Genomic DNA, 25218 nt, shown 5'->3' with positions numbered 1-25218 from the left:
CGTCGACAGGTCGTTCCCGAAAGACGCCGTCTCCGAGGTGAACCGGTCACCCGTCAGCTGCATCCCATCACCCGAGTCACCCGCAAAACGGATGATCACCCGGTCCAGACGGCGGACTTCCTTGTCACCGCTTCCCGCGGCTGCGGACTGGGGGGCACGCTGTCCCCCTACGAGCGCCTCGCTGGCCTCGTCGGCCTGCTCGGCTGGGCTACTGACCTGGCTGGTCACTTACTGGACCTCCCTCGGCACGGCGGCTCGGAACCGTCCGGCCCGCCGGAGGTCCCCCGCCCACCCTACGTCCGTAAGGGTCGCCTTCCTCCGGCAGATCACATGATGGACGGCAATATGAGACGCATTTCGGCACGTTGGCGTAAGGGAGACGCCGGGACGTTTCCGGGCGTTGCCGGTCATGATCCATCAGCCGGCCGGTTCCCCCGGGCACGCGCGGGGGCCGGGCGCGCCGCGTCGGGGGTCCGGAAGCGTCAGGAGTTCAGATACGTCAGTACCGCCAGCACCCGGCGGTGGTCGCCCTCGCTCGGGGCCAGGCCCAGCTTCTGGAAGATGTTGCTGACGTGCTTCTCGACCGCCCCGTCGCTCACCACCAGCTGTTTGGCCACCGCGGAGTTCGTACGCCCCTCCGCCATCAGGCCCAGCACCTCGCGCTCACGCGGCGTCAGCCCGGCCAGCACGTCCTGCTTCCGGCTGCGACCCAGCAGCTGCGCCACCACCTCCGGGTCCAGCGCCGTACCGCCCTGCGCCACCCGGACCACCGCGTCCACGAACTCCCGGACCTCGGCGACCCGGTCCTTCAGCAGATACCCGACGCCCCGGCTGGACCCGGCCAGCAGCTCGGTGGCGTACTGCTCCTCGACGTACTGCGACAGGACCAGCACCCCGATCCCCGGATAGTCCCGGCGCAGCCGCACCGCCGCCCGGACGCCCTCGTCGGTGTGGGTCGGGGGCATCCGGACGTCCGCGACCACCACGTCCGGCAGCGCGTCCTGCCCGGCGAGGTCGCCGATCGTCTTGATCAGCGCCTCCGCGTCCCCGACGCCCGCGACGACGTCATGCCCGAGATCGGTCAGCAACCGGGTCAGTCCCTCCCGGAGCAGTACCGAATCCTCGGCGATGACCACGCGCACCCTGTCCTCCACCACGACGTTGTTTCCCCCGCTGCTCGCTCCGCCGGTACGACCCTTACGCCGTCCAGCATCCCAGTAACGGCAGTGACGTCGCGAGCGTGCGCGGGGTTGACCTCCGAAGTGCCGTGCCGTGGATGCGCCGTCAGCCGCGCCAGGGCAGCTCGGCGGTGACCTTCGTGGGGCCGCCCACCGGCGAGTCGACCACCAGGACCCCGTCGACGGCGTCCAGCCGCTCGGTCAGCCCGGCGAGCCCGCTGCCCGACGCCGGGTCGGCGCCGCCGCGCCCGTCGTCGGTCACCTGGAGCAGCAGGCGGTCCTCCGTGCGCCACACGTCGACCGAGGCGCGGGTGGCCCCGGAGTGCTTGCTGACGTTCTGGAGGAGTTCGGAGACCGTGAAGTACGCGATGCCCTCGATGGCCTGCGCGGGGCGGGACGGGAGGTCCACCTCCACGCTGACCGGCACGGTGCAGCGCGAGGCGACGGCGGAGAGGGCGGCGTCCAGGCCGCGGTCGGTGAGGACGGCGGGGTGGATGCCGCGGGCGAGGTCGCGGAGCTCCTGGAGGGCGACCTTCACCTCGCCGTGCGCCTCGTCCACCATGCGCGCGGCGGCCTCCGGGTCGTCCGTGAGCTTCTCCTTGGCGAGGCCCAGGTCCATGGCGAGGGCGACGAGGCGGGCCTGGGCGCCGTCGTGCAGGTCGCGCTCGATGCGGCGCAGGTCCGCGGCGGCGGTGTCCACGACGACACCGCGGTCGGACTCCAGCTCCGTGACGCGCTCCGCCAGCCGGGACGGGCTCAGCAGCCCCGCCACCATCAGCCGGTCGACGGTCGCCAGGCCCCGGATCACCCAGGGGGTGAGGATGACGATGCCCAGGCCGAGCGCGGCGGTCAGCGCGAGATCGACGCCCGAGTCGAGGTAGACCTCGTGCTGGGTGTCCCCGTAGAGCTGGATGCCCGAGACGCCCGTGTGCGAGGGCACGAACCAGTGCCACAGCGGGTAGGTGAGCGCCGCCCAGCCCCACGCCTGGAGCGTCAGCGCGACGCAGAACGCGAAGACCGCCCAGGGAAAGTGCAGCAGCGCGTACAGCAGGTGCCGCCAGGACACCCCGCTCTTCAGGACCGCGCCGACCCACGACATCAGCCCGCTCTTCCGGCCGCGCACCGGCGCCGGATCGGCCACGTCCACCCGCAGCAGCGCCCGCGCCCGGGTCCGCTCCAGCGCCCCGAAGCCCCGGCACATCACCAGGCCCGCCGCCAGCACCGGAATGCCCAGGAAGGTGACGAGCAGCCCCGCGCCCAGCGACACCATGGTGATCGCGAAGGTGAAGAGCACGATGCTGATCGGCAGGCTCAGCAGCAGGTAGCAGAACTCGCGCCAGGTCCTGCCCTCCAGGGGCGCCCGCAGCACGGGCGGCAGGACGTGGCGCCGCGTGGGACGGTTCCCGAGGCCGCCTCCCGATCGCTGAGGGGCCCGTGTGTCCGGTCCGTATGCCGTGGCCATGGGGTTCCGTCCGTTTCTTCCGCGTCCGTGAATGTGCGTGCGTGCTGTACTTCAAGACTGCTGGTCCGGGCGCCGCCGCACCATGAGGGCGGTATCCGTCTCGGGGCGGGGGTTTTCCCTACCCCGTCGTCACGCGCCGCGCGTGCCGGGCGCGCTCTTCTCGGCGCCCCGGTCGCGCCACGGCAGCTCCGCCGTGACGGTCGTCGGGCCCCCGGCCGGCGATTCGAGCACGAAGACCCCGTCCACGGCGTCCAGCCGCTCGGCCAGCCCCGCCATGCCCGTACCGCCGTCCATCGAGGCCCCGCCCCGCCCGTCGTCGCCGACCTGGATGAACAGCCGGTCGCCGGAGCGCCACACGTCGACGGACGCCGTACGGGCCCCGCTGTGCTTGCTGACGTTCTGGAGGAGTTCGGAGACCGTGAAGTACGCGATGCCCTCGATGGCCTGCGCCGGGCGCCCCGGAAGATCCACCCGTACGGAGACGGGCACGGTGCAGCGCGAGGCGATCGCGGAGAGGGCGGCGTCCAGGCCGCGGTCGGTGAGGACGGCGGGGTGGATGCCGCGGGCGAGGTCGCGGAGCTCCTGGAGGGCGACCTTCACCTCGCCGTGCGCCTCGTCCACCATGCGCGCGGCGGCCTCCGGGTCGTCCGCCAGTTTCTCCTTGGCGAGGCCCAGGTCCATGGCGAGGGCGACGAGGCGGGCCTGGGCGCCGTCGTGCAGGTCGCGCTCGATGCGGCGCAGGTCCGCGGCGGCGGTGTCCACGACGACACCGCGGTCGGACTCCAGCTCCGCGATCCGGCGCTCCAGGTCGTCGGAGGGGGAGAGCAGGCCGCGCACCATGGCCCGGTCCGCGTTGGCCATCAGCCGGGCCGTGTAGGGGAGGGCCGGCCACACGACGAGGCAGACCAGCGTCACGGTGAAGGTGAGGATGCCCCACGGGAGCCGGACGAACGAGTACAGCGCCGCCCGCCAGGCGACCGGGTCGCGCAGGCAGGTCCACAGCCACGCGAAGAACCCGTCGTCTTCGCGGCCCCGGGCCGGCGGACTCGGCTCGTCGACCACGACCCCCAGCAGCCCGCGGGCGCGGGCGCGCTCGGCCCGGCCGATCAGCCGGGACCCCTGGAGCCCGGCGGCCAGCAGCGGCAGACCGACGACGGTGACCGCGAGGCCCACGCCGATCGAGATCATCAACACCGTGTAAACAAATCCGATGATCGCCATCGGCAGGTTGGCGAGGAGGTGCGCTACCTCCTTCCACGTCCACCTGCCGAAGGCGAAGCGGACGGGAGGCGGCCCGTCGTGGGCGGGCACCTGGGGGCTCATGGTCATACGACCAGCCTGCCGGGCGTGCGAGGCGGATGCCATGGGGCTCGTGGGTGAGGCGAAGTAGGGATATCCCCACCCGCGCCCCACTCGTGTCCCACCCGTGCCGCCCCCGTTCCCCGTCCGTTGCCCGACGCAACTGCTTACCCGTCCTTTACAGGGCCTAGACTCCCGTGCGTACAGATCGTGGACGGGGCTTCGGACGGGGCTAGGGAGCGAGGGGCGGACGTGACGGGTCTTCCCGGTGCGGCATCGACACCGGCGCGGACGGTGCTCGCGTCGTCGGACTACTTCCACAGCTACTCGGTGGTCGGACTCCTCGCCCTCGTGGGCGTCCTGTTCGTCGCCGTCGCCTTCGGCGCGGGCCGGCTGCTGCGGCCGGTGGTCCCGACGCCGGAGAAGCTGCTCACGTACGAGTGCGGCGTGGACCCGGTGGGGGAGGGCTGGGCGCACACCCAGGTCCGCTACTACGTGTACGCCTTCCTGTACGTGATCTTCGCCGTCGACTCGATCTTCCTGTTCCCCTGGGCGACGGTCTTCGCGGCGCCGGGCTACGGCGCGACCACGCTGGTGGAAATGTTCATCTTCCTCGGTTTCCTGGCCGTGGGACTGCTCTACGCATGGAAGAAGGGCGTCCTCGAATGGACGTGACGAGCCCGTCGTCGGCCGGGGCGGGGGACGAACCCGCCGCCGTACCCACGTTCCTCCCGGAACCGAAACGCCTGGGCGTCCTGTCCAGGCTCGCGCCGGAACCGATGAAGGTGGTCCTCAACTGGGGCCGCCGCTACAGCCTCTGGGTCTTCAACTTCGGACTCGCCTGCTGCGCCATCGAATTCATCGCCGCCTCCATGGCGCGCCACGACTTCATCCGGCTCGGCGTCATCCCCTTCGCGCCGGGCCCGCGCCAGGCCGACCTCATGATCGTCTCCGGCACGGTGACGGACAAGATGGCCCCGGCGGTCAAGCGCCTGTACGAGCAGATGCCCGAGCCCAAGTACGTCATCTCCTTCGGCGCCTGCTCCAACTGCGGCGGTCCGTACTGGGACTCGTACTCCGTCACCAAGGGCGTCGACCAGATCATCCCCGTCGACGTCTACGTCCCCGGCTGCCCGCCCCGGCCCGAGGCGCTGCTCCAGGGCATCCTGAAGCTCCAGGAGAAGATCGCGCGCGAGTCGCTGGGGGAGCGCTACGCGGAGGCCGCGGGCGCCCGCCCGTCGACGGAGGCGCTGCGCAGCGGCCTGGTGACTCCGCCTCCGGCCGCGGGGGAGGACAAGTGACCGCCGCCTTCGACCGCCTTCCGGACGCCGTCGCCGAGGTCTTCGGCGAGGACGCCACCGCCGAGCGGGCGTACGACCTGCTGACGGTCGACGTCCCGCCCGCCGCGTGGATCACCGCCCTCGAAACCGCCCGCTCCGCGCTCGGCTGCACGTACTTCGACTGGCTGAGCGCGGTGGACGAACCGGGCACGGGCTTCCGGGTGTGCGCGCACGTGGCCGCCCTGCCGTCCGCCGGGTCCGGCGTCCGCCGCCTGCTGCTGCGCACGACGGTGCCGCACGAGGCCCCGGCGCTGCCGACGGCGATCGGTGTGTACGCGGGGGCCGCCTGGCACGAACGCGAGACGCACGAGATGTTCGGCGTCGTCTTCGAGGACCACCCGAACCTGGTCCCCCTCCTGCTCCCCGAAAACTTCGAGGGCCACCCCCTCCGCAAGGACTTCGTGCTGGCCGCCCGCGTGGCGAAGGCGTGGCCGGGCGCCAAGGAACCGGGCGAGTCGGACCACGGCGGCCCGAAGCGCCGCACGATGCTCCCGCCCGGCGTCCCGGACCCGAACGACTGGGGCCCCCTGAAGGGCCAGCTCCCCCCGGCCCCGTCGCGCCCGGCCCGGCGGGCCCGCACGGCGGGCGACGCGACCCCGGGAGCCCCGGCGGAACCCCGCCCGCGCCGCAGCCGCAGCGCGTCCCAGGGCTCGGCGAGCCAGCAGCGGCCGGGTCCGCCTCCGGCGGCCGACGCCCCGTGGCGCGACGCCGCCGAATCTCAGCCCCCCGCCCGACCCGACACCCCCGACAACGGAGGCGATCAAGAGTGAACGACGCCCTGGACGTCGCCCTCCGCATCGTCATCGTCTTCGCCGTCTTCATGGTCCTCCCCCTCGTCGTCGGCCAGACCGAACACAAGGTCATGGCCCACATGCAGGGCCGCCTCGGCCCCATGTACGCCGGCGGCTTCCACGGCTGGGCCCAGCTCGTCGCCGACGGCGTGAAGTTCGCGCAGAAGGAGGACATCGTCCCCGCCGGCGCCGACCGCAAGGTCTTCCGCCTGGCCCCGGCCGTGGCCCTCCTCCCGTACCTGCTCGTGCTGGTCGCGATCCCGGTCGGCCCGGACGAGGGCGCGGTCGGCCAGGTCATCGACGCGGGCATCTTCTTCGTGCTCGCGGTGATGGGCGTCGGCGTACTCGGCTCGCTGATGGCCGGCTGGGCGTCGGCCAACAAGTTCTCCCTCCTCGGCGGCCTCCGCACCGCCGCGCAACTCCTCGCGTACGAGCTGCCGATGCTGCTCGCCGCCGCCTCGGTGGCGATGGCGGCGGGCACGGTCTCGCTGCCCGGCATCCTGGACGCGTTCGAGTGGTGGTGGCTGCCCTGGCAGATCACCGGCGCCCTGGTCTTCTTCGTGGCCGGACTCGCCGAGCTCCAGCGCCCTCCGTTCGACATGCCGGTCGCCGACTCGGAGATCATCTTCGGCGCCTACACCGAGTACACCGGCCTCCGCTTCGCACTGTTCCTGCTCGCCGAGTACGCGGGCATCGTCGTGCTGTGCGGGCTGACCACCGTGCTGTTCCTCGGCGGCTGGCACGGCCCGCTGGGCGCCGACGGACTCGGCTGGGTGTGGACCCTGCTGAAGACCGGCATCCTCGCCTTCGTCGTGATCTGGCTGCGCGTGAGCTACCCGCGCCTGCGCGAGGACCAGCTGCAGAAGCTCGCCTGGACGACCCTCATCCCGCTCGCTCTCGCGCAGATCGCGCTCACCGGCATCGTGAAGGTGGCGATCAACTAGTGCCCCCGATCCCCGGCTCAGGTCTGGCCAAGGGCCTCGCCGTCACCCTGCGGACGATGACGAAGAAGACCGTCACCGCCCAGTACCCGGACGTGCAGCCCGAACTGCCGCCCCGCTCGCGCGGCGTCATCGCGCTGTTCGAGGAGAACTGCACGGTCTGCATGCTGTGCGCCCGCGAGTGCCCCGACTGGTGCATCTACATCGACTCCCACAAGGAGACGGTGCCGCCCGCGGCCCCGGGCGGCCGCGAACGCAGCCGCAACGTGCTCGACCGCTTCGCGATCGACTTCTCGCTCTGCATGTACTGCGGCATCTGCATCGAGGTGTGCCCCTTCGACGCGCTGTTCTGGTCGCCGGAGTTCGAGTACGCGGAGACGGACATCCTGGACCTCACCCACGAGCGCGACAAGCTGCGCGACTGGATGTGGACGGTCCCGGAACCGCCCGCCCTCGACCCGCGCGCCGAGGAACCGAAGGAACTCGCCGCGGCCCGCAAGACGGCCGACAAGCTCCGCGCCCAGCAGGAACAGCAGGCGCAGGAGGCCGCCGCGGAGGCGGACGCGGAAGCTGACGCAGAGGGGGGCGACGCATGATCACCGCCCTCGGCGCCTCCGGCGCCACCGCGGCCCCCGGCTTCCTCTCCCCGGCCGGCATCGAGATCGCCTTCGTCCTCGTGGGCATCGCGACGCTCGGCGCGGCCCTGGTGACCGTCACGACCAGGCAGCTGGTGCACGCCGCCCTCTGGCTGATCGTGGCGCTCGGCGGCCTCGCCGTCGAATACCTCCTGCTCACGGCGGAGTTCATCGCCTGGGTGCAGGTACTGATCTACGTGGGGTCCGTCGTCGTCCTCCTCCTGTTCGGGCTGATGCTGACCAGGGCCCCGATCGGCCGCTCCCCGGACGCCGACTCGGAGAACCGGCTGCCCGCCCTCGCGGTCGCCGTCGCCTCGGCCGCCGCCCTGGTCTGGGTCGTCGTGGACGCCTTCCGTACGACGTGGATCGAGCTGGACGGGCCCGCCCAGGGCTCCACCGAGGTCACCGGCGCCTTCCTCTTCCGGAACTGGGTGCTCCCCTTCGAAGCGCTCTCCGTCCTCCTGCTCGCCGCCCTGGTCGGCGCGATCGTCCTCTCCCGCAAGGGCGGCCGGGCCCCGGACCGGGCCGACGCCACCCCGCCCCGGAAGGACGCCCGCTGATGCACCTCGCCTATCCCGCGGTGCTCGCCGCCCTCCTCTTCTGCACCGGGCTGTACGGAGTCCTCGCCCGCCGCAACGCGATCCTCGTCCTGATGTCCGTCGAGCTGATGCTCAACGCCGTCAACCTCAACCTGGTCGCGTTCGACGTCTGGCTCCGCGACCGCCTCCACTCCGGCCAGGCCCTCACCCTGTTCACCATCGCCATCGCGGCGGCGGAGATCGGCATCGGCCTGGCGATCGTCCTCGCCGTCCACCGCAACCGGGGCAGCTCCGACGTCGACCGCCTCCGCGACACCGCCGAGACCGACGAGGCCGAGACCGTCCCGGCCGGTGACGACGAGGACGACGCCGTCACCGCCCCCGAAGACCAGGCCACTGCTGCGGCAGGGAAGGCAAAGAAGGCAGAGGCCACCCCGTGACCACCACGACCCTCGCCGTCCTCGTCCCCCTGCTCCCGTTCCTGGGCGCGGCGGCCGGACTGCTCGTCGGCCGCACCGCGCCCGCATACGTGCGCCCGCTCGCGGTCCTGCCCTCCCTCGTCTCGCTCGTCCTCGCGGCCGTGGTCGCCTCGCACCAGGGCGGCGGCCGGCCCATCGACGCGGCGACCCAGCTCACCCCCACCGGCTCCGTCCCCATCGACCTCGCGCTGCACCTCGACGGCTTCGCCGTCCTCGTCGCCGTCCTGGTCGCCCTGGTCGCGAGCTGCGTGCAGATCTACTCGACCGCGTATCTCCGCGACGACCCCCGCTACCCCTCGTACGCGGCGCTGGTCTCCCTCTTCACCTCCGCCATGCTGCTCGTCGTCTACTCCGGCGACCTGATGGTGCTGCTGGTCGGCTGGGAGGTCATGGGCATCTGCTCGTACTTCCTGGTCGGCCACTACTGGGAGACGCCCGAGGCGCGCGCCGCGTCCCTGAAGGCGTTCCTGGTCACCAAGCTGGGCGACGTCCCCTTCCTCATCGGCCTGTTCGCGCTCGCCGCGGATACCGGCTCCTTCCGCATCACCCGCATCCTGGGCGCCGTCGCCCACGGCGGCCTCGATCACCCCACCCTCATCGCGCTCCTCCTCCTGGCCGGGGTCGCGGGCAAGTCCGCGCAGTTCCCGCTGCACACCTGGCTGCCCGACGCCATGGCCGGCCCCACCCCCGTCTCGGCGCTGATCCACGCGGCGACGATGGTCGCCGCCGGCATCTACTTCGTCGCCCGGCTCCTCCCCCTCTTCGCGGCCTCCGGCGCGGCCCTGGTCGTCCTCGCCGTGATGGCGGCCGTCACGATGATCGGGTCCGGGCTCGCCGCGCTCGCCCAGGACGACATCAAGCGCGTCCTCGCCTACTCGACGATCGGGCAGCTCGGCTACATGTCGGGCGCCCTGGCCGTCGGCGACCGGGGGGCCGCCCTCTTCCACCTGGTCTCGCACGGTGCCTTCAAGGCGGTCCTCTTCCTCGCGGCCGGCGTCGTCATCCACGCCGCCGGCACCAACTCCCTGGCCGCCATGTCCCGGATGAGCGGCCTCGCCCGCCGCATCCCGGACGCCTACTGGACGATGACCGTGGCGCTGCTCGCGCTCGCCGCCATCCCCCCGTTCGCCGGCTTCTTCTCCAAGGAAGCCGTCCTCGTGGCCGCCGAGCACACCGCGCTCGGCGACCGGCACGTCGCCCCGGCCGCCGCCGGCTGGACGGTCCTCGTCGCCGGGCTGCTGGCCGCCGTGCTCACCGCCGCCTACGCCACCCGGCTCTGGCTCCTCGCCTTCCGGGGCCGGGGCGCCGAGGCCCCCGACCACGGCAGGCAGCCCGCCGCCATGACCGCCGTCCTGTGGGTCCTGGCCGTCCCGACCATCGCCCTCGGGCTGAGCGTCGGCGTCATCGGCGACTGGTTCGACGGCCACCGCCTCGTCCCCTCGCTGACCACCGCCGTCCTGTCCACCGGCGTCGGCCTCGTCGGCGGCCTCGTCACCTACGCGGCCTGGCGCCACACCACCGCGCTCGCCGCCCGCGTCCCCCTGGGCGCGGTCGTCGCCCACCCGGACGCGGAACCGGCCCTCGTGGAGATCGAGGCCATCGAGGCCCGCACCGCCGCCTACGGCCCGGCCGGGGACGCCCCCGACCCCGCCGACCCCGGACGCCTGCTGCTCGGCCCCCTCCACCGCCACGCGGCCACCGGCTTCCACCTCGACGCCCTGTACGCGGCGCTGTTCGTCCGCCCCGTCCAGGCCGCGGCCCGCCTCGTCCGGTTCCTGGACCGCGAGGTCGTCGAGACCTACGTACGCGGCTCCGCCACCGGCGCACGCCTGCTCGGCACGGCCGTCCGCCGCGCCCAGACCGGCAACGTGCAGACCTATCTCAGCGCGACGCTGGCCGGTTCCCTGATCCTGGCGGTCGCCGCCGTCGTCTACGCCAACGTCAACGCGGGGTCCTGAGCCGTGATCGATATCAGCGCATCCGTGATGCAGTTCCTTCTGGCGTTCGTCGTCGTCGGCCCGCTCATCGGCGCCGTCGCCGCCCTGCTCCCCGCCCCGCCCGGACTGAAGGGCCGCAGCCCCGACCAGGCCGTGCTCCGCCACGGCGTGACCGTCACCGGCGTCATCCTGCTGGCGACCCTGGTGCTGGCCGCCGGCTTCGACCACGACTACCCGTCGAAGATGCAGGCCACCACCGACATCAGCTGGATTCCGGCGCTGGACGTGCGCATCCACCTCGGCATCGACGGCATCTCGCTCCCCCTGCTCGTACTGACCGCGCTGCTGACCTTCCTCTGCGCGCTCTACAGCTACTTCAAGCTGCCCGAAGGCCCCTCCCCGAAGGCGTTCGTCGCGCTGGTCCTCCTCCTGGAGTCCGGCACCCTCGCCACCTTCGCCGTCCTCGACCTGCTCCTGTTCTTCCTGGCGTTCGAGATGGTGCTCATCCCGATGTACTTCCTGATCGCCCGATGGGGCGGTGCGGGGAGGCAGGCGGCCGCCTGGAAATTCATCCTCTACACACTGCTCGGCTCGGTCGTCATGCTGCTGGGCCTGCTCCTCATCGGACTGAAGAGCGGCACCTTCGACATGGTGGCACTCGCCACTGACAACGGCCGCGGACTCACCTCGTCCGTGCAGGTCACCGCCGTTCTGGCGATCGGGATCGGGCTCGCCGTGAAGACCCCGATGTGGCCGCTGCACAGCTGGCTGCCCGACGCCCACACCGCCGCCCCGACCGTCGGCTCCGTGCTCCTCGCGGGCGTCCTGCTGAAGATGGGCACGTACGGCTTCGTCCGCATCCTGCTCCCGGTCGCCCCGGACGGGATGCACACCTTCGCCCCGTATCTCGCGGCCTTCGCCGCCGCCGGGATCGTCTACGGATCGCTCGCCTGCCTGGCCCTCGCCCGGCCCGGCGCCAAGGGCGACCTGAAGCGGCTCATCGCCTACTCCTCCGTCGGCCACATGGGCTTCGTCCTCCTCGGCATCGCGAGCATGACCCCCACCGGCGTCAACGGCGCGCTCTTCGCCAACATCGCCCACGGGCTCATCACCGGCCTGCTGTTCTTCCTGGTCGGCGCCGTCAAGGACCGGTACGGCACCGCCGACCTGGACACCCTCGCCGGAGCCACCGGCGCCGCGCTCTACGGCCGCGCACCCCGCCTCGGCGGCCTCCTCGCGTTCGCCGCGATCGCCTCCCTCGGGCTGCCGGGGCTCGCCGGGTTCTGGGGCGAGATGCTCGCCCTGTTCGGCGCGTTCGACCCGGCCGACGGGCTGAGCCGGCCCGCCTTCCTGACGTTCATGTCGATCGCCGCCTCCGGCACCCTGCTCACCGCCGCGTACCTGCTGATCGTGGTCCGCCGCGTCTGCATGGGCGCGAACCGCGACGAACCGCGGATCGCCGACGTCCAGAGCTACGAATTCGCCGCCTGGACCCCCCTCGCGGCCCTCACCGTCCTCGCCGGCCTGTGGCCCGCCGTCCTCCTCGGCCTCACCGACCCGGCCGTGCAGAAGCTCCTCGCGGGAGGCAAGTCGTGATCGCAGCGGCCGAGAGCACCACCAGCCTCGTCCAGTCCGTCGACTGGCTCGCCCTCGCGCCGCCGCTCACCGCGGCGGCGGTCGCCCTCGTCGTCCTGGTCGCCGACCTCTTCGTCACCGAGGCCCGCAAACCGCTTCTCGGCTACGGCGCCGTCGCCGGGCTCGTCGCCTCGCTCGCCCTGATCATCCCGCTCCACGACGGCGACCGCTCCACCTTCTGCCTCACCACCGGCAGCCACGCCTGCAGCTACACCGCCGACCACTTCACGCTGGTCATCCAGGCCCTCGTGCTCGGCGGCGCGCTGCTCACCGCGCTGCTCTCGATCGGCGACACCCGCAAGCTCCCGGCCGGCGAGTTCTGGTTCCTGCTGCTCTCGTCGGCCGCGGGCGCCGCGCTCCTGCCCGCGTCCCGGGACCTCGCCACGCTGGTCGTCGCCCTCGAAGTCGCCTCGCTGCCCGCGTTCGCCCTCGTCGGCATCAAGCGCGGCGACCGGCGCTCCTCCGAGGCCGCGCTGAAGTTCTTCCTGTCCTCCGTGACCGCCACCGCCGTGATGCTCCTCGGCGTCAGCTTCGTGTACGCGGCAACCGGCACGCTCCACCTCACGGACCTGGCCGGCCGCCTCGGCCACGTCGACCCCCAGCTCTCCACCCTCGCCGGGGCGGGCGTCGCGCTGACCCTGGTCGGCTTCGCCTTCAAGACGGCCGCCGCGCCCTTCCACTTCTGGGTGCCCGACACCTACGTCGGCGCCCCGCTGCCCATCGCCGCCTACCTCTCGGTCGTCGGCAAGGCGGTCGGCTTCACCGGCCTCATCCTCGTCACCGTGATCGCCTTCCCGGCGTACGCGGACGTGTGGGGCCCCGCCCTCGCGGTCCTCGCCGCGCTCACGATGACCGTCGGCAACGTCGCCGCGCTGCGCCAGAGCGCTTCCCGCGCCCGCAGCGCCGTACGCCTGCTCGCCTGGTCCTCCGTCGCCCAGGCCGGATACCTGCTCGTCCCCGTGGCCGCCGCCGCGTACGCGGGGGAGCGCAGGATCGGCTCCACCGTCGCGTACGCCCTGATGTACGCCGTCGTGAACCTCGGCGCCTTCGCGGTGGCCGCCCTGGTCGCCCGTACCCGCCCCGGCAACCGTCTGGACGACTACCGCGGCCTGTACGCCACCCGGCCCCTGGCCGCCCTCGCGCTGGCGTTCTTCCTGCTCTGCCTGGCCGGGCTGCCGCCGGGGATCATCGGGCTCTTCGCCAAGGTCACGGTGTTCTCCGCCGCCGTCGACGCGGGTCTGGGCTGGCTGGCCGTCGTGATGGCCGTCAACGTCGTCGTCGCGCTGTACTACTACCTGCGGTGGACGGCCGCCCTGTTCCGCGCGCCCGCGGACGGGGAGGAGGCCGCGCCCGTCGTACGGCACCGCGTCCCGGCGCCCCTGACCGCGGCCATCGTCATCACCACGGCCGCCGGTGTCGTCCTGTCGGGCGCTCCGCAGACCGTGCTGAGATTCGCCGCCGTCAATCTCTTCTGACGTCGCTCGTCTGTTCGACGGGTGACAAGATCGGTTTGCCCCCGGCCGCCCGCACAGGGCAAGGTCGGTGCCTTGCAAGGCGTACGACGTTCTCATCACCACAAGGAGCCAGAGCAGTGCTGAGCGGGTTCAAGGACTTCATCCTGCGCGGGAACGTCATCTCCATGGCGGTCGGTCTCGCCGTCGGAGCCGCGTTCACCGCGGTCGTCACCGGGTTCAGCAACGCCTTCATCGTGCCGCTCATCGGCGTCTTCACACGTGGCACCGGCGACTTCAGCAAGGCGCACTTCAAGGTCGACGGCGTGGACTTCCCGTACGGCCTCTTCCTCAGCGCCGCCATCGCCTTCCTCATCACCGCCGCCGTCCTCTACTTCTGCGTCGTCGTGCCGATGGCCAAGGTCCAGGACCGCTTCACCGCCAAGAAGGCCGACGAGCCCGTCGACATCAAGGCCGCCCTGCGCGACTGCCCCCGCTGCTACACCGAGATCCCGGCCATCGCCTCCCGCTGCGCCCACTGCACCAGCGAGGTCGAGCCGGACCCCGAGGCGCTGGAGCTCGCCAAGCTCCCCGCCCAGCGCTGAGCGCACCGCACACCTCCACCCGGACGGCCCAGAGCCAGGCCCCCACGCACGCAGCGGGGCCGGCCTGGGCCGTCGGGCCGTCCGCACCAGGGAACTCGCTCCCGTCGCCTGGCGTTGACCAGTGAGGGAGGCTCCACTGGGCTTGTGGGGCCCACCCGCCAAGGGCTCCCCTGCTGCACGATTTGGAGGGCGTACCGTGCACCGCCGGCACAACGGGCTGAGAACCGCCGTACTCCTCGGGGGCCTGTCCGCACTCATCATCGTCATCGGCAGCTTCTTCGGCCGGACGGGCCTGATCGTCGCCCTCCTGGTGGCGGTCGGCACCAACGCGTACGCGTACTGGAACAGCGACAAGCTGGCGCTGCGGGCCATGCGCGCCCGCCCCGTGAGCGAATTCGAGGCGCCCCAGCTCTACCGCATGGTCCGCGAGCTCTCCACCTCGGCGCGCCAGCCCATGCCCCGGCTCTACATCTCCCCGACCCAGGCCCCCAACGCCTTCGCGACCGGCCGCAACCCGCGCAACGCGGCGGTCTGCTGCACCGAGGGCATCCTGAGCCTCCTGGACGAGCGCGAGCTGCGCGGCGTCCTCGGCCACGAGCTGAGCCACGTCTACAACCGGGACATCCTCATCTCGTCTGTAGCCGGAGCGCTCGCCTCCGTCGTGATGTTCCTGGTCAACTTCGCCTGGCTGATCCCGGTCGGCCGCTCCAACGACGACGAGGGCCCGGGCCTCCTCGGCATGCTGCTGATCATGATCCTCGGTCCGCTCGCCGCGTCCGTCATCCAGCTGGCCGTCAGCCGCTCCCGGGAGTACGAGGCGGACGCCTCGGGCGCCCGGCTCACCGGCGACCCGCTGGCCCTCGCCAGTGCCCTGCGGAAGCTGGAGTCCGGGACGCAGCAGCTCCCGCTCCCCCCGGAGCCCAGGATCGAGACCGCGAGCCACATGATGATCGCCAACCCCTTCCGCGCGGGGCAGGGGATGTCCAAGATGTTCTCGACCCACCCGCCGATGGCGGAGCGCATCGCCCGACTCGAGCAGATGGCAGGTCCTCGCCCGTGAAAACCATTCTGAACGTCATTTGGCTGGTCCTCTGCGGATTCTGGATGTTCCTCGGCTACCTGCTCGCGGGACTCCTGCTCTGCATCACGATCATCGGCATCCCCTTCGGCCTGGCCGCCTTCCGGATCGGCGTCTACGCGCTGTGGCCCTTCGGGCACCGGGTGGTCGACCGCCGGGACGCGGGCGGGCCCTCCTGCGTGGGCAACGTGCTGTGGCTGATCCTCGCCGGCTGGTGGCTGGCGCTCGGCCACATCACCACCGGCATCGCCCTGTGCCTCACGATCATCGGAATCCCCCTGGGCATCGCCAACTTCAAGCTGATCCCGGTCTCCCTGATGCCCTTCGGCAAGGAGATCGTGCGCACCGACGAGCAGTTCGCCGGCTGGTAGAAAGCCCCGCCGGGCAACCGCCCGCCCGTCCCCCGCGTCTTGGATTCCAGGAACGAGTGACGGGTAGGTTCGCACGCATGACCATTATCGGCTGGATCATCCTCGGGCTCGTCGCGGGCGTCATCGCCAAGATCCTGCTGCCGGGGCGCGACCCCGGCGGCCTCGTGGGCACCACGCTCATAGGGATCGTCGGCGCGTTCCTCGGTGGCTGGATATCGTCGCGCTTCCTGGACCGCGAGATCACGAAGGACTTCTTCGACCCGGCGACCTGGGTCGCGGCCATCGGCGGCTCACTGGTCCTGCTGATCGCCTACCGCCTGCTCTTCGGCAACTCCCGCGAACGACGCTGACGTCAGCCGTTCAACCCCGTTTCACGCAACGTCACATTGAGTCGGCCACCGCTCATCCCCGTGCCGGGAGGGGCGGTGCCCGGCCGGACCACCGGCACCCCGTGGAACGCCCGGCGCGCCGGGCCGCCGAACACGAACAGGTCGCCGGACGCCAGCTCCACATCGGTCCACGGCCGGCCGCGGCCCTCCGTGTTGCCGAACCGGAAGACACACGTGTCCCCGATGCTGAGCGACACCACGGGCGCCCCGGACCGCTCCTCGGCATCCCGGTGCATGCCCATCCGGGCCGTACCGTCGTAGAAGTTGACCAGCGCTGCGTCCGGCGCGTACGCCTCCGAGCCGCCTCCCGGCCCGTACGCCTCCGCCACCGCCGCCCGCCCCAACTCCGCGAGCCAGCCCGGGAACGGGACCACCGGAGCACCGTTCACATCGTCGGCAGTACGCGTGTAGCGGTACGGCTGCCAGTGCCACCCCAGGCACACCGTCCGCACCGACATGACCCCGCCACCCGGCAACGCCGTATGCCGCAGCGGCACGGGCCCCCGCGCCCATTCCCGGCACGCCGCCACCAACTCCCGCTGCCGCTCGGGCGACAGCCAGTCGGGCACGTGCACGGCCCCCGGCGCGACGACGGCCCGCGACCTGGGGAAGAGCCCGTCCATCAGCCCCGGCCCGTCAACGCCCCGCCAGGGCCCCTTCGAGCCCCAGCAGCCGTTCCTTGCGCTCAAGACCGCCCGCGTAGCCGCGCAGCGCGCCGTCCGCGCCGATCACCCGGTGGCACGGCCGCACGACGAGCAGCGGATTGCGCCCGATCGCCGTGCCCACGGCCCGCACCCCGGCACCGCTCGCGCCGACGCGCGCGGCGATCTGCCCGTACGAGACCGTCTCGCCGTACGGAACGGCGTCCAGCTCGGCCCAGACCCGCCGCTGGAACTCCGTGCCCCGCCCCTGCGCGTACACCAGGTCGAAGCGCGTCCTGCGCCCCTCGAAGTACTCCCGCAGCTGGGCGGCGGCCCCCGCGAACGCCTCCGGCGCGCGCACCCAGCCGTCCCGCACGACGGTGCCGCCCTTCTGACCGGGCACGGAGAGCGAGACGAGCGCGACGCCCGCCGCTCCCGGGGTCTCTTCCCCGACCAGCAGCAGTTCGCCCAGCGGGCTGTCGACCGTCGCGTACATGGTCATGACCGGTCCCTCTCCTCGTCCGTATGGCCCGGCCGGAACGCCGGCCGCCACGGACCAGTCTGCTGCTCCCGAAACGCCGGAACCGGCGGTATTCGGACATGCAGTCCGGGCGCGGAACGAGAGGTTCCGCGCCCGGGCCGCGACGGTCTAGCGGTAGTTCGCGAACTGCACGTCGAAGTCGAAGTCCTGGGCCTTCAGCAGCGCCTGCACGGCCTGCAGGTCGTCCCGGCTCTTCGAGGTGACCCGCAGCTCCTCGCCCTGGACCTGGGCCTTGACGCCCTTGGGTCCCTCGTCGCGGATGATCTTCGCGACCTTCTTGGCGTTCTCCTGGGAGATGCCCTCCTGGATCGAGGCGAACAGCTTGTACTCCTTGCCGGAGAGCTGCGGCTCACCGGCGTCCAGCGACTTCAGCGAGATCCCCCGCTTGATCAGCTTGGACTGGAAGATGTCGAGGATGGCCTTGACCCGCTCCTCGCCGTTCGCCTGCATCAGGATCTTCTCGCCGGACCACGCGATCGACGCGTCCGTGCCCTTGAAGTCGTAACGGGTGGAGATCTCCTTGGCGGCCTGGTTGAGGGCGTTGTCGACCTCCTGCCGCTCGACCTTCGAGACGATGTCGAAACTGGAGTCGGCCATGACGTGTGGCTCCTTGGATCGGGGGTGCTGGAAGTACGTACCTGGCGCAGCGGCCGCGTAAAGCCTAGCCACCCGAGACCGCACGGGCCTCCGAACAATCCGGTGGCGTAGCACCCTCGGTCATCAGGTATTGTTTACGTCGTTGCCAGAGAGCACCACGGGAAACCGGGACTCGAAGGCGGCATCCCTTGGCGGTGTGCCCGAGTGGCCAAAGGGAGCAGACTGTAAATCTGCCGGCTCAGCCTACCCAGGTTCGAACCCTGGCGCCGCCACAAGCAAGGCCCCCGTTCTTCGAACGGGGGCCTTCTTCGTGCGTGCGGGTCAGTTGCCCGCGATGTCCTTCACCGCGACCGCCAGCGGCACGTTGCCCGAGATCAGCTCCAGGGTCAGGCCCGCCGTGGCCGGGGTGTCCAGGAGCTCGACCAGGGCCGCCGCCACGTCGTCGCGGGGGACCGGGCCCCGGCCCGTGGACGCGGCCAGGAGGACCTGGCCGGTGCCGGCGTCGTTGGTGAGCATCCCGGGGCGCAGGATCGTCCAGTCCAGGGCGGCGCGGGAGCGTACGTCCGCGTCCGCCTCGCCCTTGGCCCGCAGGTACACGTCGAACACCTCGTCCCCGGCGTGGTCCGGGTCCGCGCCCATGGACGACACCACGACGTAACGCCGCACCCCCGCCCGCTCCGCCGCGTCCGCGAAGAGCACCGCCGCGCCCCGGTCCACGGTGTCCTTGCGGGCCGTGCCGCTGTTGGGGCCCGCGCCGGCCGCGAAGACCGCCGCGTCGGCGCCGCGCAGCACCTCGGCGACCTCCTCGACCGTGGCCGATTCCAGATCCAGCACCACGGGCTCGGCGCCCACCGCCCTGAGGTCGTCGCTCTGACCGGGGTTGCGGATGATGCCGGCCGCCTCGTCCCCGCGCGCGGCGAGCAACCGCTCCAGCCGCAGCGCGATCTGACCATGTCCACCTGCGATGACAATGCGCATACGACCGACGGTACGCCGGAGCGCGCCGCGACGCTCACGGCCCGCCGGTGGATTCCGGCCGTCCCTGACGGGGAAGACCGGGCCCGCCGCCGGCCTCCGAGTCGCAGTACTCGCGCACCGCGCTGGTCCGGGCCACCACCCGCCCCCGGTGCACCACGATCCGGCTGTACGCCAGCGACAGCGCCTCGGCCAGCCCCTCACCGCGTACGGCGAGCAGTTCCGCCGGGAAGCCCGCCTCGACGCGGACCTCGGCGAGCCCCATGACGCGCCGGGCCTCGGCGGACACCGCCGCGTAGGCGTGCCCGGGGCTCAGGCCGCCCTGCGAGGCCAGCAGGAACGCCGCCTCCAGCGGGTCGCCGCGCCCCACCGGGTTGGCCGGATCGCGCAGGGCCCCGCTGCCCGCGGCGACCCGCACCCCGGCGTCGCGCAGCAGCCGTACGGGGGCGGCGCCCCGGTGTTCCGTGCCGCAACAGCCGCCCTGGGGGAGGCAGACGACGCTCACCCCGGCCGCCGCCAGCTGTCCGGCCGCCCGTGCGGCGACGTCGGACGGGAGGCGGGTGAGACCGGCGCAGGGGCCGATGGTGACCTCCTGGCGCAGGCCGCCCGCCAGCGCGGCGAACCGGGCCAGCCGGGCGGGGTCGTCACCGTCCAGGTGCAGGTCCACGGGGCAGCCGTGCTCCGCGGCGACTTCGAGGACGGCCTCGACGTATCCCGCCGGGTCCGGGTCGAGGTCCGGGCGGCCGCCGACCGCGGAGGCGCCCATCTTCACCGCATCTCGGAGCATCGCCAGGTTGCCCGCCCCGGCGACACCGGTGAGCAGCCGGGGGACGGCGACCGGGGCCAGGTCGGCCAGGCCGCGCAGCGAGCGTTGGGCCTGGAGGACGGCTTCGAGCGCCGCCAGGCCCTGGAGATCGCCGATGCCCACGTGCGTGCGCAGGGCCGTCGCGCCGTGGCCCAGCTGGAGCAGGGCGGCCTCCGTGGCACGCCGCCGGATGTCCTCGGTGCGCTCGGACGCGGGGCCGGAGCCGTCCGCGGTGAGCGCGGTGTCGCTGTGGGCGTGCGGCTCGGCGGGCGCGGGGAGCATGAGGTGGCCGCGCAGGTCCAGGCGGGCGCCGGGCGCCGCGGTGAGGCTGCCGGCGGTCCCGACGGCCTCGATGCGCCCGCCGCAGACCCGTACATCCACGACGCGGCCGTCGGTGAGGCGGGCGCCGCAGAGCGTCAGGGCTGAGGTCTCCGGGCCGCCGGTGGGGTCGGCCGTGTGGTCGTCGGGCCGCCGCGGCTGGCTGTCGGGCATCGTGCTCCTGGGAAGGGGTCAAGATCACGCAGAGTGAGTAGAGCCTAGGGGCGGGCCCGGCCCGCCCGGAGGAGGAGCGCAATAGTCGTACTGGTGCGGCCTTGCTGATCAGCGGTGTGGGGGCGCCCGGAGCGGGGTACGGGACCAGGTCGGCCGGGCGCCGGGAAACGGATTTGGGCGATCGGCGACCGAGCGTGTAATGTCTTCATCGCTCGCCCCAATAGCTCAGTCGGTAGAGCGTCTCCATGGTAAGGAGAAGGTCTGCGGTTCGATTCCGCATTGGGGCTCTGGTGATCGGAAACCCCGCTTCGGCGGGGGGCCCAGTCATCAAAGCGGTGTAGCTCAGTCGGTAGAGCAAGCGGCTCATAATCGCTGTGTCACCGGTTCAAGTCCGGTCACCGCTACTAAAAGTAGCCGATTGTGGGGTCGGTCCTTCGATCGGCTACTCTTTTCTGCGTTCATCCGTCCATCGTCCGTCCAAGGAGCACTCACGTGGCTGCCACCGACGTCCGCCCGAAGATCACGCTGGCCTGCGTGGAGTGCAAGGAGCGGAACTACATCACCAAGAAGAACCGGCGTAACAACCCGGACCGTCTTGAGATGAAGAAGCACTGCCCGCGCTGCAACTCGCACACCGCGCACCGCGAAACGCGCTGAATCAGGCTCGTACACGAGGCCGTCCCCTTCGGGGGGCGGCCTCGTGTCGTTGTGCGGCGGGTTTGGCGTTGAATGGGGCCGGACGCCGTCACAGGCCGGCCAGTCGTTCTTTCATCAGGAGGTTGCGAGTTCATGGCGCTCGACCAGTCCTTCGTGGGACGGACCTATCCGCCCACCGCGCCGTACGAGGTCGGACGGGAGAAGATCCGCGAGTTCGCCGAGGCCGTGGGCGACGCCCACCCCGCGTACACCGATCCCGAGGCCGCGAAGGCCCTCGGCCACGCCGATGTGATCGCACCGCCGACCTTCGTGTTCTCGATCACCTTCAAGGCCGCCGGCCAGGTCATCGAGGACCCGCAGCTCGGCCTGGACTACAGCCGGGTCGTGCACGGCGACCAGAAGTTCGTCTACGTCCGCCCCGTGCGCGCCGGTGACCGGCTGTCGGTCGTCTCGACCATCGAGGCCGTGAAGTCGATGGCGGGCAACGACATCCTGGACGTCCGCGGTGACGTCCACGACGAGTCGGGCGAGCTGGTCGTGACCGCCTGGACGAAGCTGGTGGCGCGCGCCGCCGAGGAGGCGTGATGACGGCGAAGGTGAGTTACGAGTCCGTCGAGGTCGGTACGGAGCTGCCGGCGCGGATCTTCCCGGTCACCCGGGCGACGCTCGTGCAGTACGCGGGTGCCTCGGGCGACTTCAACCCGATCCACTGGAACGAGCGCTTCGCGCGCGAGGTCGGGCTGCCCGATGTGATCGCGCACGGCATGTTCACCATGGCCGAGGCGATCCGCGTGGTCACGGACTGGGCCGGCGACCCGGGCGCGGTGGTCGAGTACGGCGTGCGCTTCACCAAGCCCGTCGTGGTCCCGGACGACGACAAGGGCGCGCAGATCGAGGTCAGCGCCAAGGTGGGTGCGCTGCTGGACGACCGGCGGGTGCGCGTGGACCTGACCGTCATGAGCGACGGCAAGAAGGTCCTGGGCATGTCCCGGGCCGTGGTGCAGCTCGCCTAGGGCGACGCGACGCGATGTAAGGGGCACGGTCCATGGGGCCGTGCCCCTTACGCGTATGCCGCTCGGAACTTCGTCCCCCTCCCGGTTGACGAAGTTAGTGATTGAGCACTAACTTATGGGCATGGCAAGGATGAGTGCAGATGAGCGGCGCGAGAGCGTCATCCGGGCGGCGATCGCCGAGTTCGCCCGCGGCGGGTACAGCGCGACCTCCACCGCGGTGATCGCCCAGCGGGTGGGTGTCTCGCAGCCGTACCTGTTCCGTCTCTTTCCCAACAAGGAGGCGATGTTCCTGGCGGCGGCCGAGCGCTGCCTCCAGGAGACCCGGCAGGTCTTCGTCGACGCCGCCGACGGGCTGGACGGCGAGGAAGCACTCCATGCCATGGCCCGCGCCTACCAGCAGCTGATCGCCGACGACCCCGAGAAGCTGCTCATGCAGATGCAGGTCTACGCGGCCGTCGCGGCGGCGGAGGCGGCCGGGGATCACGAGTTCGGCGAAGCGGTGCGGGCCGGCTGGCTGGAGCTGTTCGACTCCGTCCGCCTCGCGCTCGGTGCCGACGAGAGCGACACCACCACCTTCCTCGCGTACGGCATGCTCGCCAACACGCTCATCTCGCTCGGCTTTCCGGCCGGTCATCGGATCTGGTCCGGCTTCTACGACTCCGCCCAGCCCGTCCTCTGAATGTGCGCGACCCGGGTTCGGCCCGGTTTTCTGCCCGGAAAAGTTAGTAATCAATAACTAACCCTCAGGGGGAGCAGTGAACCAGCAAACGACAGGCCGCGCGGGAGCGGCCTGGGCCCTCGTCATCACCAGCGTCGCCGGCTTCATGGCGGCCCTCGACAACCTCGTCGTCACCACCGCCCTGCCCTCCATCCGCGAAAGCCTCGGCGGGGAGATGGAGGAGCTGGAATGGACGGTCAACGCCTACACGCTCACCTTCGCCGTCCTGCTGATGTTCGGCGCGGCCCTCGGTGACCGCTTCGGCCGCCGCCGGCTCTTCCTCACCGGCCTCACCGTCTTCACCGGCGCCTCCGCGGCGGCCGCCCTCTCGCCCGGCATCAACGAACTCATTGCTTTCCGCGCCGTCCAGGGCGTCGGCGCCGCGATCATGATGCCGCTCACGCTCACCCTGCTCACGGCCGCCGTGGAACCCGCCCGCCGGGGCATGGCGCTCGGCATCTTCAGCGCCGTGACCGGCCTCGCCGTGGCCAGCGGGCCCCTGATCGGCGGCAGCCTCACCGAGCACATCTCCTGGCAGTGGATCTTCTGGCTCAACGTGCCCATCGGCCTGCTCCTGCTGCCGCTCGCCCGCCTCCGCCTCGCGGAGTCGTACGCCCCCGGCGCGCGGCTCGACGTCCCCGGCACCCTCCTCGTCAGCGGCGGCCTCTTCGGCATCGTCTACGGCCTCGTCAACGCCAACGCCGACGGCTGGACCAGCCCGACCGTCCTGACCTCCCTCGCCGTCGGCATCGTGCTCATGGGCGCCTTCGTCCGCCACGGCTTCGGGGGCCGCAAGCCGATGCTCCCCATGCGCCTCTTCCGGGACCGCGGCTTCTTCGGCATCAACGTCGCCGGCATGCTGATGTACCTCGGAATGTTCGGCGCGATCTTCCTGCTCAGCCAGTACCTCCAGGGCGTCCTGGGCTACTCGCCGACCGAGGCCGGGCTGCGGATGCTGCCCTGGACCGGCATGCCGATGCTCGTCGCCCCCATCGCCGGGATGCTCTCCGACCGCTTCGGCGGCCGTCCGGTGGTCGTGGCCGGGCTGGCCTTCCAGGCCACCGGGCTCGCCCTCTTCGCCTTGGTCCTCGCCCCGGACGCCTCCTACACCTCGCTGCTTCCTGCCCTGGTCGTCGGCGGTATCGGAATGGCCCTGTACTTCGCGCCGGCCGCCGGCCTGGTGATGTCCACCGTCCGCCCCGGTGACCGGGGCATCGCGTCCGGCGCCAACAACGCCCTCCGCGAGGTCGGCGGTGCCCTCGGGGTCGCCGTGCTCACCACCGTCTTCGCCTCGCAGGGGGGCCTGGAGTCCGCGCGGGCCTTCACCGACGGCACCGTGCCCGCCGTCTGGATCGGGTCGGGAGCCGTCGCCCTGGCCGCGCTCGTCGCCCTGATGATCCCCAGCCGCCGCGCCGCCGGTATGCAGGAGGCCGCGGGTGGGGCGGCCGAGGCCCACGCCGACGAGCCGGTCGCCGTACCCGCCTGACGCACCCCGCGCACACCACACGGTCCGTGGCCCCGCCCAGACGGCGGGGCCACGGACCGTACCCTTGTCCCGTGCAGGAACTCCACGACGCGCCCCTCGCCCCCCTGACCACCTTCCGGCTCGGCGGCCCCGCCACCCGGCTCCTCACGGCCACCACGGACACCGAGGTGATCGACGCCGTGCGCGAGGCCGACGACAGCGGCACCCCGCTCCTGATCATCGGCGGCGGCAGCAATCTCGTCATCGGCGACAAGGGCTTCGAGGGCACCGCCCTGCGGATCGCCACCAAGGGCTTCGTCCTGGACGGCGGCTCCCTGGAACTGGCCGCGGGCGAGGTCTGGACCGACGCCGTCACCCGCACCGTGGAGGCCGGCCTCGCGGGCCTCGAATGCCTGGCGGGCATCCCCGGCTCGGCGGGTGCGACGCCCATCCAGAACGTCGGGGCGTACGGCCAGGAGGTGTCCGCCACCATCACCGAGGTCGTCGCCTATGACCGGCGCACCCGGGAAACGGTCGTCCTGCCCAACTCCGAGTGCGCGTTCTCCTACCGGCACAGCCGCTTCAAGGCCGAACCCGACCGGTACGTGGTGCTGCGCGTCCGCTTCGGCCTGGAGGAGGCCGGCGGGCTCTCGGCGCCCCTGAAGTACCCGGAGACCGCGCGGGCCATGGGCGTCCGGGAGGGCGACCGCGTTCCCGCCGCCGAGGCCCGCGAAACGGTGCTCCGGCTGCGCGCGGGCAAGGGCATGGTCCTCGACCCCGAGGACCACGACACCTGGTCGGCCGGGTCCTTCTTCACCAACCCGGTCCTGGAGCAGGCCGAGTTCGACGCGTTCCTGGCCCGGGTCGCCGACCGGCTCGGCCCCGAGGTGACGCCCCCCGCCTTCCCCGCCGGTGAGGGCCGCACCAAGACCTCCGCCGCCTGGCTCATCGACCGGGCCGGGTTCACCAAGGGCTACGGCACCGGACCCGCCCGCATCTCGACCAAGCACACGCTCGCCCTCACCAACCGGGGCGAGGCGACCACGGAGGACCTGCTCGCCCTGGCCCGCGAGGTCGTGTCCGGGGTGCACGCGGCCTTCGGCGTCACCCTGGTCAACGAACCGGTGACGGTGGGCGTCGGCCTGTAGAGCGCCCGGGCCCCGTGCCCCGCGCGGTCCCGGCCT

At 71.9% G+C, this 25218-nt stretch carries 28 protein-coding genes, 3 tRNA genes and 1 pseudogene; 23 read left to right on the top strand and 9 right to left on the bottom strand.

Annotation, left to right across the window (positions count from 1 at the left end; translation table 11 throughout):
• The 4 genes and pseudogenes from AB0L33_RS07775 to AB0L33_RS07760 all read right to left on the bottom strand — a co-directional run.
• A pseudogene (locus AB0L33_RS07775) lies at nt 1-228 on the bottom strand (2-oxoglutarate ferredoxin oxidoreductase subunit alpha); the annotation flags it as partial.
• Nucleotides 229-482: 254 nt separating this feature from the next.
• Complete coding sequence (locus AB0L33_RS07770) at nt 483-1142, bottom strand: response regulator transcription factor (RefSeq protein ID WP_026171285.1); 660 nt, start codon at nt 1140-1142, stop codon at nt 483-485.
• Between the two features lie 142 nt (nt 1143-1284).
• The gene (locus AB0L33_RS07765) at nt 1285-2640 is read right to left on the bottom strand and encodes a sensor domain-containing protein (RefSeq protein WP_365678641.1); all 1356 of its coding nucleotides are present in this window, start codon (nt 2638-2640) and stop codon (nt 1285-1287) included.
• A gap of 129 nt (nt 2641-2769) precedes the next feature.
• Complete coding sequence (locus AB0L33_RS07760) at nt 2770-3969, bottom strand: sensor domain-containing protein (protein WP_365678639.1); 1200 nt, start codon at nt 3967-3969, stop codon at nt 2770-2772.
• Between the two features lie 264 nt (nt 3970-4233).
• Between AB0L33_RS07760 and AB0L33_RS07755 the strand changes: the two genes are divergently transcribed.
• The 14 genes from AB0L33_RS07755 to AB0L33_RS07690 all read left to right on the top strand — a co-directional run bounded on the left by AB0L33_RS07755 (nt 4234) and on the right by AB0L33_RS07690 (nt 16091).
• Nucleotides 4234-4614: an NADH-quinone oxidoreductase subunit A gene (locus AB0L33_RS07755; protein WP_018101291.1), complete on the top strand. Its 381-nt coding sequence runs from the start codon at nt 4234-4236 to the stop codon at nt 4612-4614.
• Nucleotides 4605-5240, top strand: coding sequence for an NADH-quinone oxidoreductase subunit B family protein (locus AB0L33_RS07750; protein ID WP_365678637.1), 636 nt, complete (start codon nt 4605-4607; stop codon nt 5238-5240). The genes AB0L33_RS07755 and AB0L33_RS07750 overlap by 10 nt, the downstream gene beginning before the upstream one ends.
• Nucleotides 5237-6049 carry an NADH-quinone oxidoreductase subunit C gene (locus AB0L33_RS07745; protein WP_365678635.1) on the top strand — a complete coding sequence of 271 codons (813 nt, stop codon included), beginning with the start codon at nt 5237-5239 and terminating at the stop codon, nt 6047-6049. The genes AB0L33_RS07750 and AB0L33_RS07745 overlap by 4 nt, the downstream gene beginning before the upstream one ends.
• On the top strand, nt 6046-7014 hold the full coding sequence (locus AB0L33_RS07740) for a complex I subunit 1 family protein (RefSeq protein WP_365678633.1): 969 nt from the start codon (nt 6046-6048) through the stop codon (nt 7012-7014). The genes AB0L33_RS07745 and AB0L33_RS07740 overlap by 4 nt, the downstream gene beginning before the upstream one ends.
• Nucleotides 7014-7607, top strand: coding sequence for an NADH-quinone oxidoreductase subunit I (locus tag AB0L33_RS07735; protein WP_365678631.1), 594 nt, complete (start codon nt 7014-7016; stop codon nt 7605-7607). The genes AB0L33_RS07740 and AB0L33_RS07735 overlap by 1 nt, the downstream gene beginning before the upstream one ends.
• Nucleotides 7604-8206 (top strand): NADH-quinone oxidoreductase subunit J, encoded by a 603-nt coding sequence (locus AB0L33_RS07730; protein WP_365678629.1) that lies wholly within the window; start codon nt 7604-7606, stop codon nt 8204-8206. The genes AB0L33_RS07735 and AB0L33_RS07730 overlap by 4 nt, the downstream gene beginning before the upstream one ends.
• Nucleotides 8206-8625, top strand: a complete 420-nt coding sequence (gene nuoK, locus AB0L33_RS07725) for an NADH-quinone oxidoreductase subunit NuoK (protein WP_365678627.1) — start codon at nt 8206-8208, stop codon at nt 8623-8625. Before AB0L33_RS07730 ends, nuoK begins: the two co-directional genes overlap by 1 nt.
• Nucleotides 8622-10622, top strand: coding sequence for an NADH-quinone oxidoreductase subunit L (locus tag AB0L33_RS07720; protein ID WP_365678625.1), 2001 nt, complete (start codon nt 8622-8624; stop codon nt 10620-10622). The genes nuoK and AB0L33_RS07720 overlap by 4 nt, the downstream gene beginning before the upstream one ends.
• A gap of 27 nt (nt 10623-10649) precedes the next feature.
• The gene (locus AB0L33_RS07715; protein WP_365678695.1) at nt 10650-12197 is read left to right on the top strand and encodes an NADH-quinone oxidoreductase subunit M; all 1548 of its coding nucleotides are present in this window, start codon (nt 10650-10652) and stop codon (nt 12195-12197) included.
• On the top strand, nt 12194-13711 hold the full coding sequence (locus tag AB0L33_RS07710; protein WP_365678623.1) for an NADH-quinone oxidoreductase subunit N: 1518 nt from the start codon (nt 12194-12196) through the stop codon (nt 13709-13711). The genes AB0L33_RS07715 and AB0L33_RS07710 overlap by 4 nt, the downstream gene beginning before the upstream one ends.
• A 116-nt stretch (nt 13712-13827) precedes the next feature.
• Nucleotides 13828-14292, top strand: coding sequence for an MscL family protein (locus AB0L33_RS07705; protein WP_365678621.1), 465 nt, complete (start codon nt 13828-13830; stop codon nt 14290-14292).
• A 196-nt stretch (nt 14293-14488) separates the two neighbouring features.
• On the top strand, nt 14489-15352 hold the full coding sequence (gene htpX, locus AB0L33_RS07700) for a zinc metalloprotease HtpX (RefSeq protein WP_365678619.1): 864 nt from the start codon (nt 14489-14491) through the stop codon (nt 15350-15352).
• The gene (locus AB0L33_RS07695; RefSeq protein WP_026171283.1) at nt 15349-15741 is read left to right on the top strand and encodes a YccF domain-containing protein; all 393 of its coding nucleotides are present in this window, start codon (nt 15349-15351) and stop codon (nt 15739-15741) included. Before htpX ends, AB0L33_RS07695 begins: the two co-directional genes overlap by 4 nt.
• A gap of 77 nt (nt 15742-15818) precedes the next feature.
• A complete protein-coding gene (locus tag AB0L33_RS07690) occupies nt 15819-16091 on the top strand; it encodes a GlsB/YeaQ/YmgE family stress response membrane protein (protein WP_143626001.1) in 273 nt (90 codons plus the stop codon).
• Nucleotides 16092-16093: 2 nt separating this feature from the next.
• Here the strand turns inward: AB0L33_RS07690 and AB0L33_RS07685 are convergent, their stop codons facing one another.
• The 3 genes from AB0L33_RS07685 to AB0L33_RS07675 form a co-directional block, all read right to left on the bottom strand.
• Nucleotides 16094-16753 (bottom strand): alpha-ketoglutarate-dependent dioxygenase AlkB, encoded by a 660-nt coding sequence (locus tag AB0L33_RS07685; RefSeq protein ID WP_365678693.1) that lies wholly within the window; start codon nt 16751-16753, stop codon nt 16094-16096.
• Between the two features lie 13 nt (nt 16754-16766).
• Nucleotides 16767-17273 carry a methylated-DNA--[protein]-cysteine S-methyltransferase gene (locus tag AB0L33_RS07680; RefSeq protein WP_365678617.1) on the bottom strand — a complete coding sequence of 169 codons (507 nt, stop codon included), beginning with the start codon at nt 17271-17273 and terminating at the stop codon, nt 16767-16769.
• A 147-nt stretch (nt 17274-17420) separates the two neighbouring features.
• On the bottom strand, nt 17421-17909 hold the full coding sequence (locus tag AB0L33_RS07675; RefSeq protein ID WP_018519335.1) for a YajQ family cyclic di-GMP-binding protein: 489 nt from the start codon (nt 17907-17909) through the stop codon (nt 17421-17423).
• A 190-nt stretch (nt 17910-18099) separates the two neighbouring features.
• Here AB0L33_RS07675 and AB0L33_RS07670 point away from each other — a divergent pair.
• Nucleotides 18100-18181: transfer RNA gene (locus tag AB0L33_RS07670), tRNA-Tyr, on the top strand.
• Between the two features lie 49 nt (nt 18182-18230).
• Here the strand turns inward: AB0L33_RS07670 and AB0L33_RS07665 are convergent.
• Nucleotides 18231-18887 (bottom strand): SDR family oxidoreductase, encoded by a 657-nt coding sequence (locus tag AB0L33_RS07665; protein WP_365678615.1) that lies wholly within the window; start codon nt 18885-18887, stop codon nt 18231-18233.
• 34 nt (nt 18888-18921) lie between these two features.
• Entirely contained in the window at nt 18922-20181 is a 1260-nt protein-coding gene (locus tag AB0L33_RS07660; protein WP_365678613.1) for an amidohydrolase family protein, read from the bottom strand.
• 214 nt (nt 20182-20395) lie between these two features.
• Between AB0L33_RS07660 and AB0L33_RS07655 the strand changes: the two genes are divergently transcribed.
• The 8 genes from AB0L33_RS07655 to AB0L33_RS07620 all read left to right on the top strand — a co-directional run bounded on the left by AB0L33_RS07655 (nt 20396) and on the right by AB0L33_RS07620 (nt 25182).
• Nucleotides 20396-20468, top strand: a tRNA-Thr gene (locus AB0L33_RS07655).
• A gap of 44 nt (nt 20469-20512) precedes the next feature.
• A tRNA-Met gene (locus AB0L33_RS07650) sits at nt 20513-20585 on the top strand.
• Nucleotides 20586-20673: 88 nt separating this feature from the next.
• A complete protein-coding gene (rpmG, locus tag AB0L33_RS07645; protein WP_003956487.1) occupies nt 20674-20838 on the top strand; it encodes a 50S ribosomal protein L33 in 165 nt (54 codons plus the stop codon).
• Nucleotides 20839-20970: 132 nt separating this feature from the next.
• Nucleotides 20971-21423, top strand: coding sequence for a MaoC family dehydratase N-terminal domain-containing protein (locus AB0L33_RS07640; RefSeq protein ID WP_018101272.1), 453 nt, complete (start codon nt 20971-20973; stop codon nt 21421-21423).
• On the top strand, nt 21423-21851 hold the full coding sequence (locus AB0L33_RS07635) for a MaoC family dehydratase (RefSeq protein WP_365678611.1): 429 nt from the start codon (nt 21423-21425) through the stop codon (nt 21849-21851). Before AB0L33_RS07640 ends, AB0L33_RS07635 begins: the two co-directional genes overlap by 1 nt.
• Nucleotides 21852-21981: 130 nt before the next feature.
• Entirely contained in the window at nt 21982-22530 is a 549-nt protein-coding gene (locus AB0L33_RS07630) for a TetR/AcrR family transcriptional regulator (RefSeq protein ID WP_365678691.1), read from the top strand.
• Nucleotides 22531-22606: 76 nt separating this feature from the next.
• Complete coding sequence (locus AB0L33_RS07625; protein WP_365678609.1) at nt 22607-24055, top strand: MFS transporter; 1449 nt, start codon at nt 22607-22609, stop codon at nt 24053-24055.
• 71 nt (nt 24056-24126) lie between these two features.
• Nucleotides 24127-25182: a UDP-N-acetylmuramate dehydrogenase gene (locus AB0L33_RS07620; protein WP_365678607.1), complete on the top strand. Its 1056-nt coding sequence runs from the start codon at nt 24127-24129 to the stop codon at nt 25180-25182.
• Nucleotides 25183-25218 lie beyond the last annotated feature (36 nt).

It is taken from the genome of Streptomyces sp. NPDC052299 (genome assembly GCF_040679335.1).
Taxonomy (GTDB): Bacteria; Actinomycetota; Actinomycetes; order Streptomycetales; family Streptomycetaceae; genus Streptomyces.
The sequence above is the reverse complement of the archived record's forward strand: the minus strand, read 5'-3'. Positions and strand labels throughout refer to the sequence as shown.

Bases quoted from the DNA above. Each gene is read 5' to 3' on its own strand.
- AB0L33_RS07640 (WP_018101272.1), top strand. From the start codon at position 20,971: ATGGCGCTCGACCAGTCCTTCGTGGGACGGACCTATCCGCCCACCGCG.
- AB0L33_RS07685 (WP_365678693.1), bottom strand. From the start codon at position 16,753: ATGGACGGGCTCTTCCCCAGGTCGCGGGCCGTCGTCGCGCCGGGGGCC.
- AB0L33_RS07750 (WP_365678637.1), top strand. From the start codon at position 4,605: ATGGACGTGACGAGCCCGTCGTCGGCCGGGGCGGGGGACGAACCCGCC.
- AB0L33_RS07690 (WP_143626001.1), top strand. From the start codon at position 15,819: ATGACCATTATCGGCTGGATCATCCTCGGGCTCGTCGCGGGCGTCATC.
- AB0L33_RS07675 (WP_018519335.1), bottom strand. From the start codon at position 17,909: ATGGCCGACTCCAGTTTCGACATCGTCTCGAAGGTCGAGCGGCAGGAG.
- AB0L33_RS07635 (WP_365678611.1), top strand. From the start codon at position 21,423: ATGACGGCGAAGGTGAGTTACGAGTCCGTCGAGGTCGGTACGGAGCTG.
- AB0L33_RS07730 (WP_365678629.1), top strand. From the start codon at position 7,604: ATGATCACCGCCCTCGGCGCCTCCGGCGCCACCGCGGCCCCCGGCTTC.
- nuoK (WP_365678627.1), top strand. From the start codon at position 8,206: ATGCACCTCGCCTATCCCGCGGTGCTCGCCGCCCTCCTCTTCTGCACC.
- AB0L33_RS07680 (WP_365678617.1), bottom strand. From the start codon at position 17,273: ATGACCATGTACGCGACGGTCGACAGCCCGCTGGGCGAACTGCTGCTG.
- AB0L33_RS07665 (WP_365678615.1), bottom strand. From the start codon at position 18,887: ATGCGCATTGTCATCGCAGGTGGACATGGTCAGATCGCGCTGCGGCTG.
- AB0L33_RS07660 (WP_365678613.1), bottom strand. From the start codon at position 20,181: ATGCCCGACAGCCAGCCGCGGCGGCCCGACGACCACACGGCCGACCCC.
- AB0L33_RS07715 (WP_365678695.1), top strand. From the start codon at position 10,650: ATGCAGTTCCTTCTGGCGTTCGTCGTCGTCGGCCCGCTCATCGGCGCC.
- AB0L33_RS07760 (WP_365678639.1), bottom strand. From the start codon at position 3,969: ATGACCATGAGCCCCCAGGTGCCCGCCCACGACGGGCCGCCTCCCGTC.
- AB0L33_RS07630 (WP_365678691.1), top strand. From the start codon at position 21,982: ATGAGTGCAGATGAGCGGCGCGAGAGCGTCATCCGGGCGGCGATCGCC.
- AB0L33_RS07765 (WP_365678641.1), bottom strand. From the start codon at position 2,640: ATGGCCACGGCATACGGACCGGACACACGGGCCCCTCAGCGATCGGGA.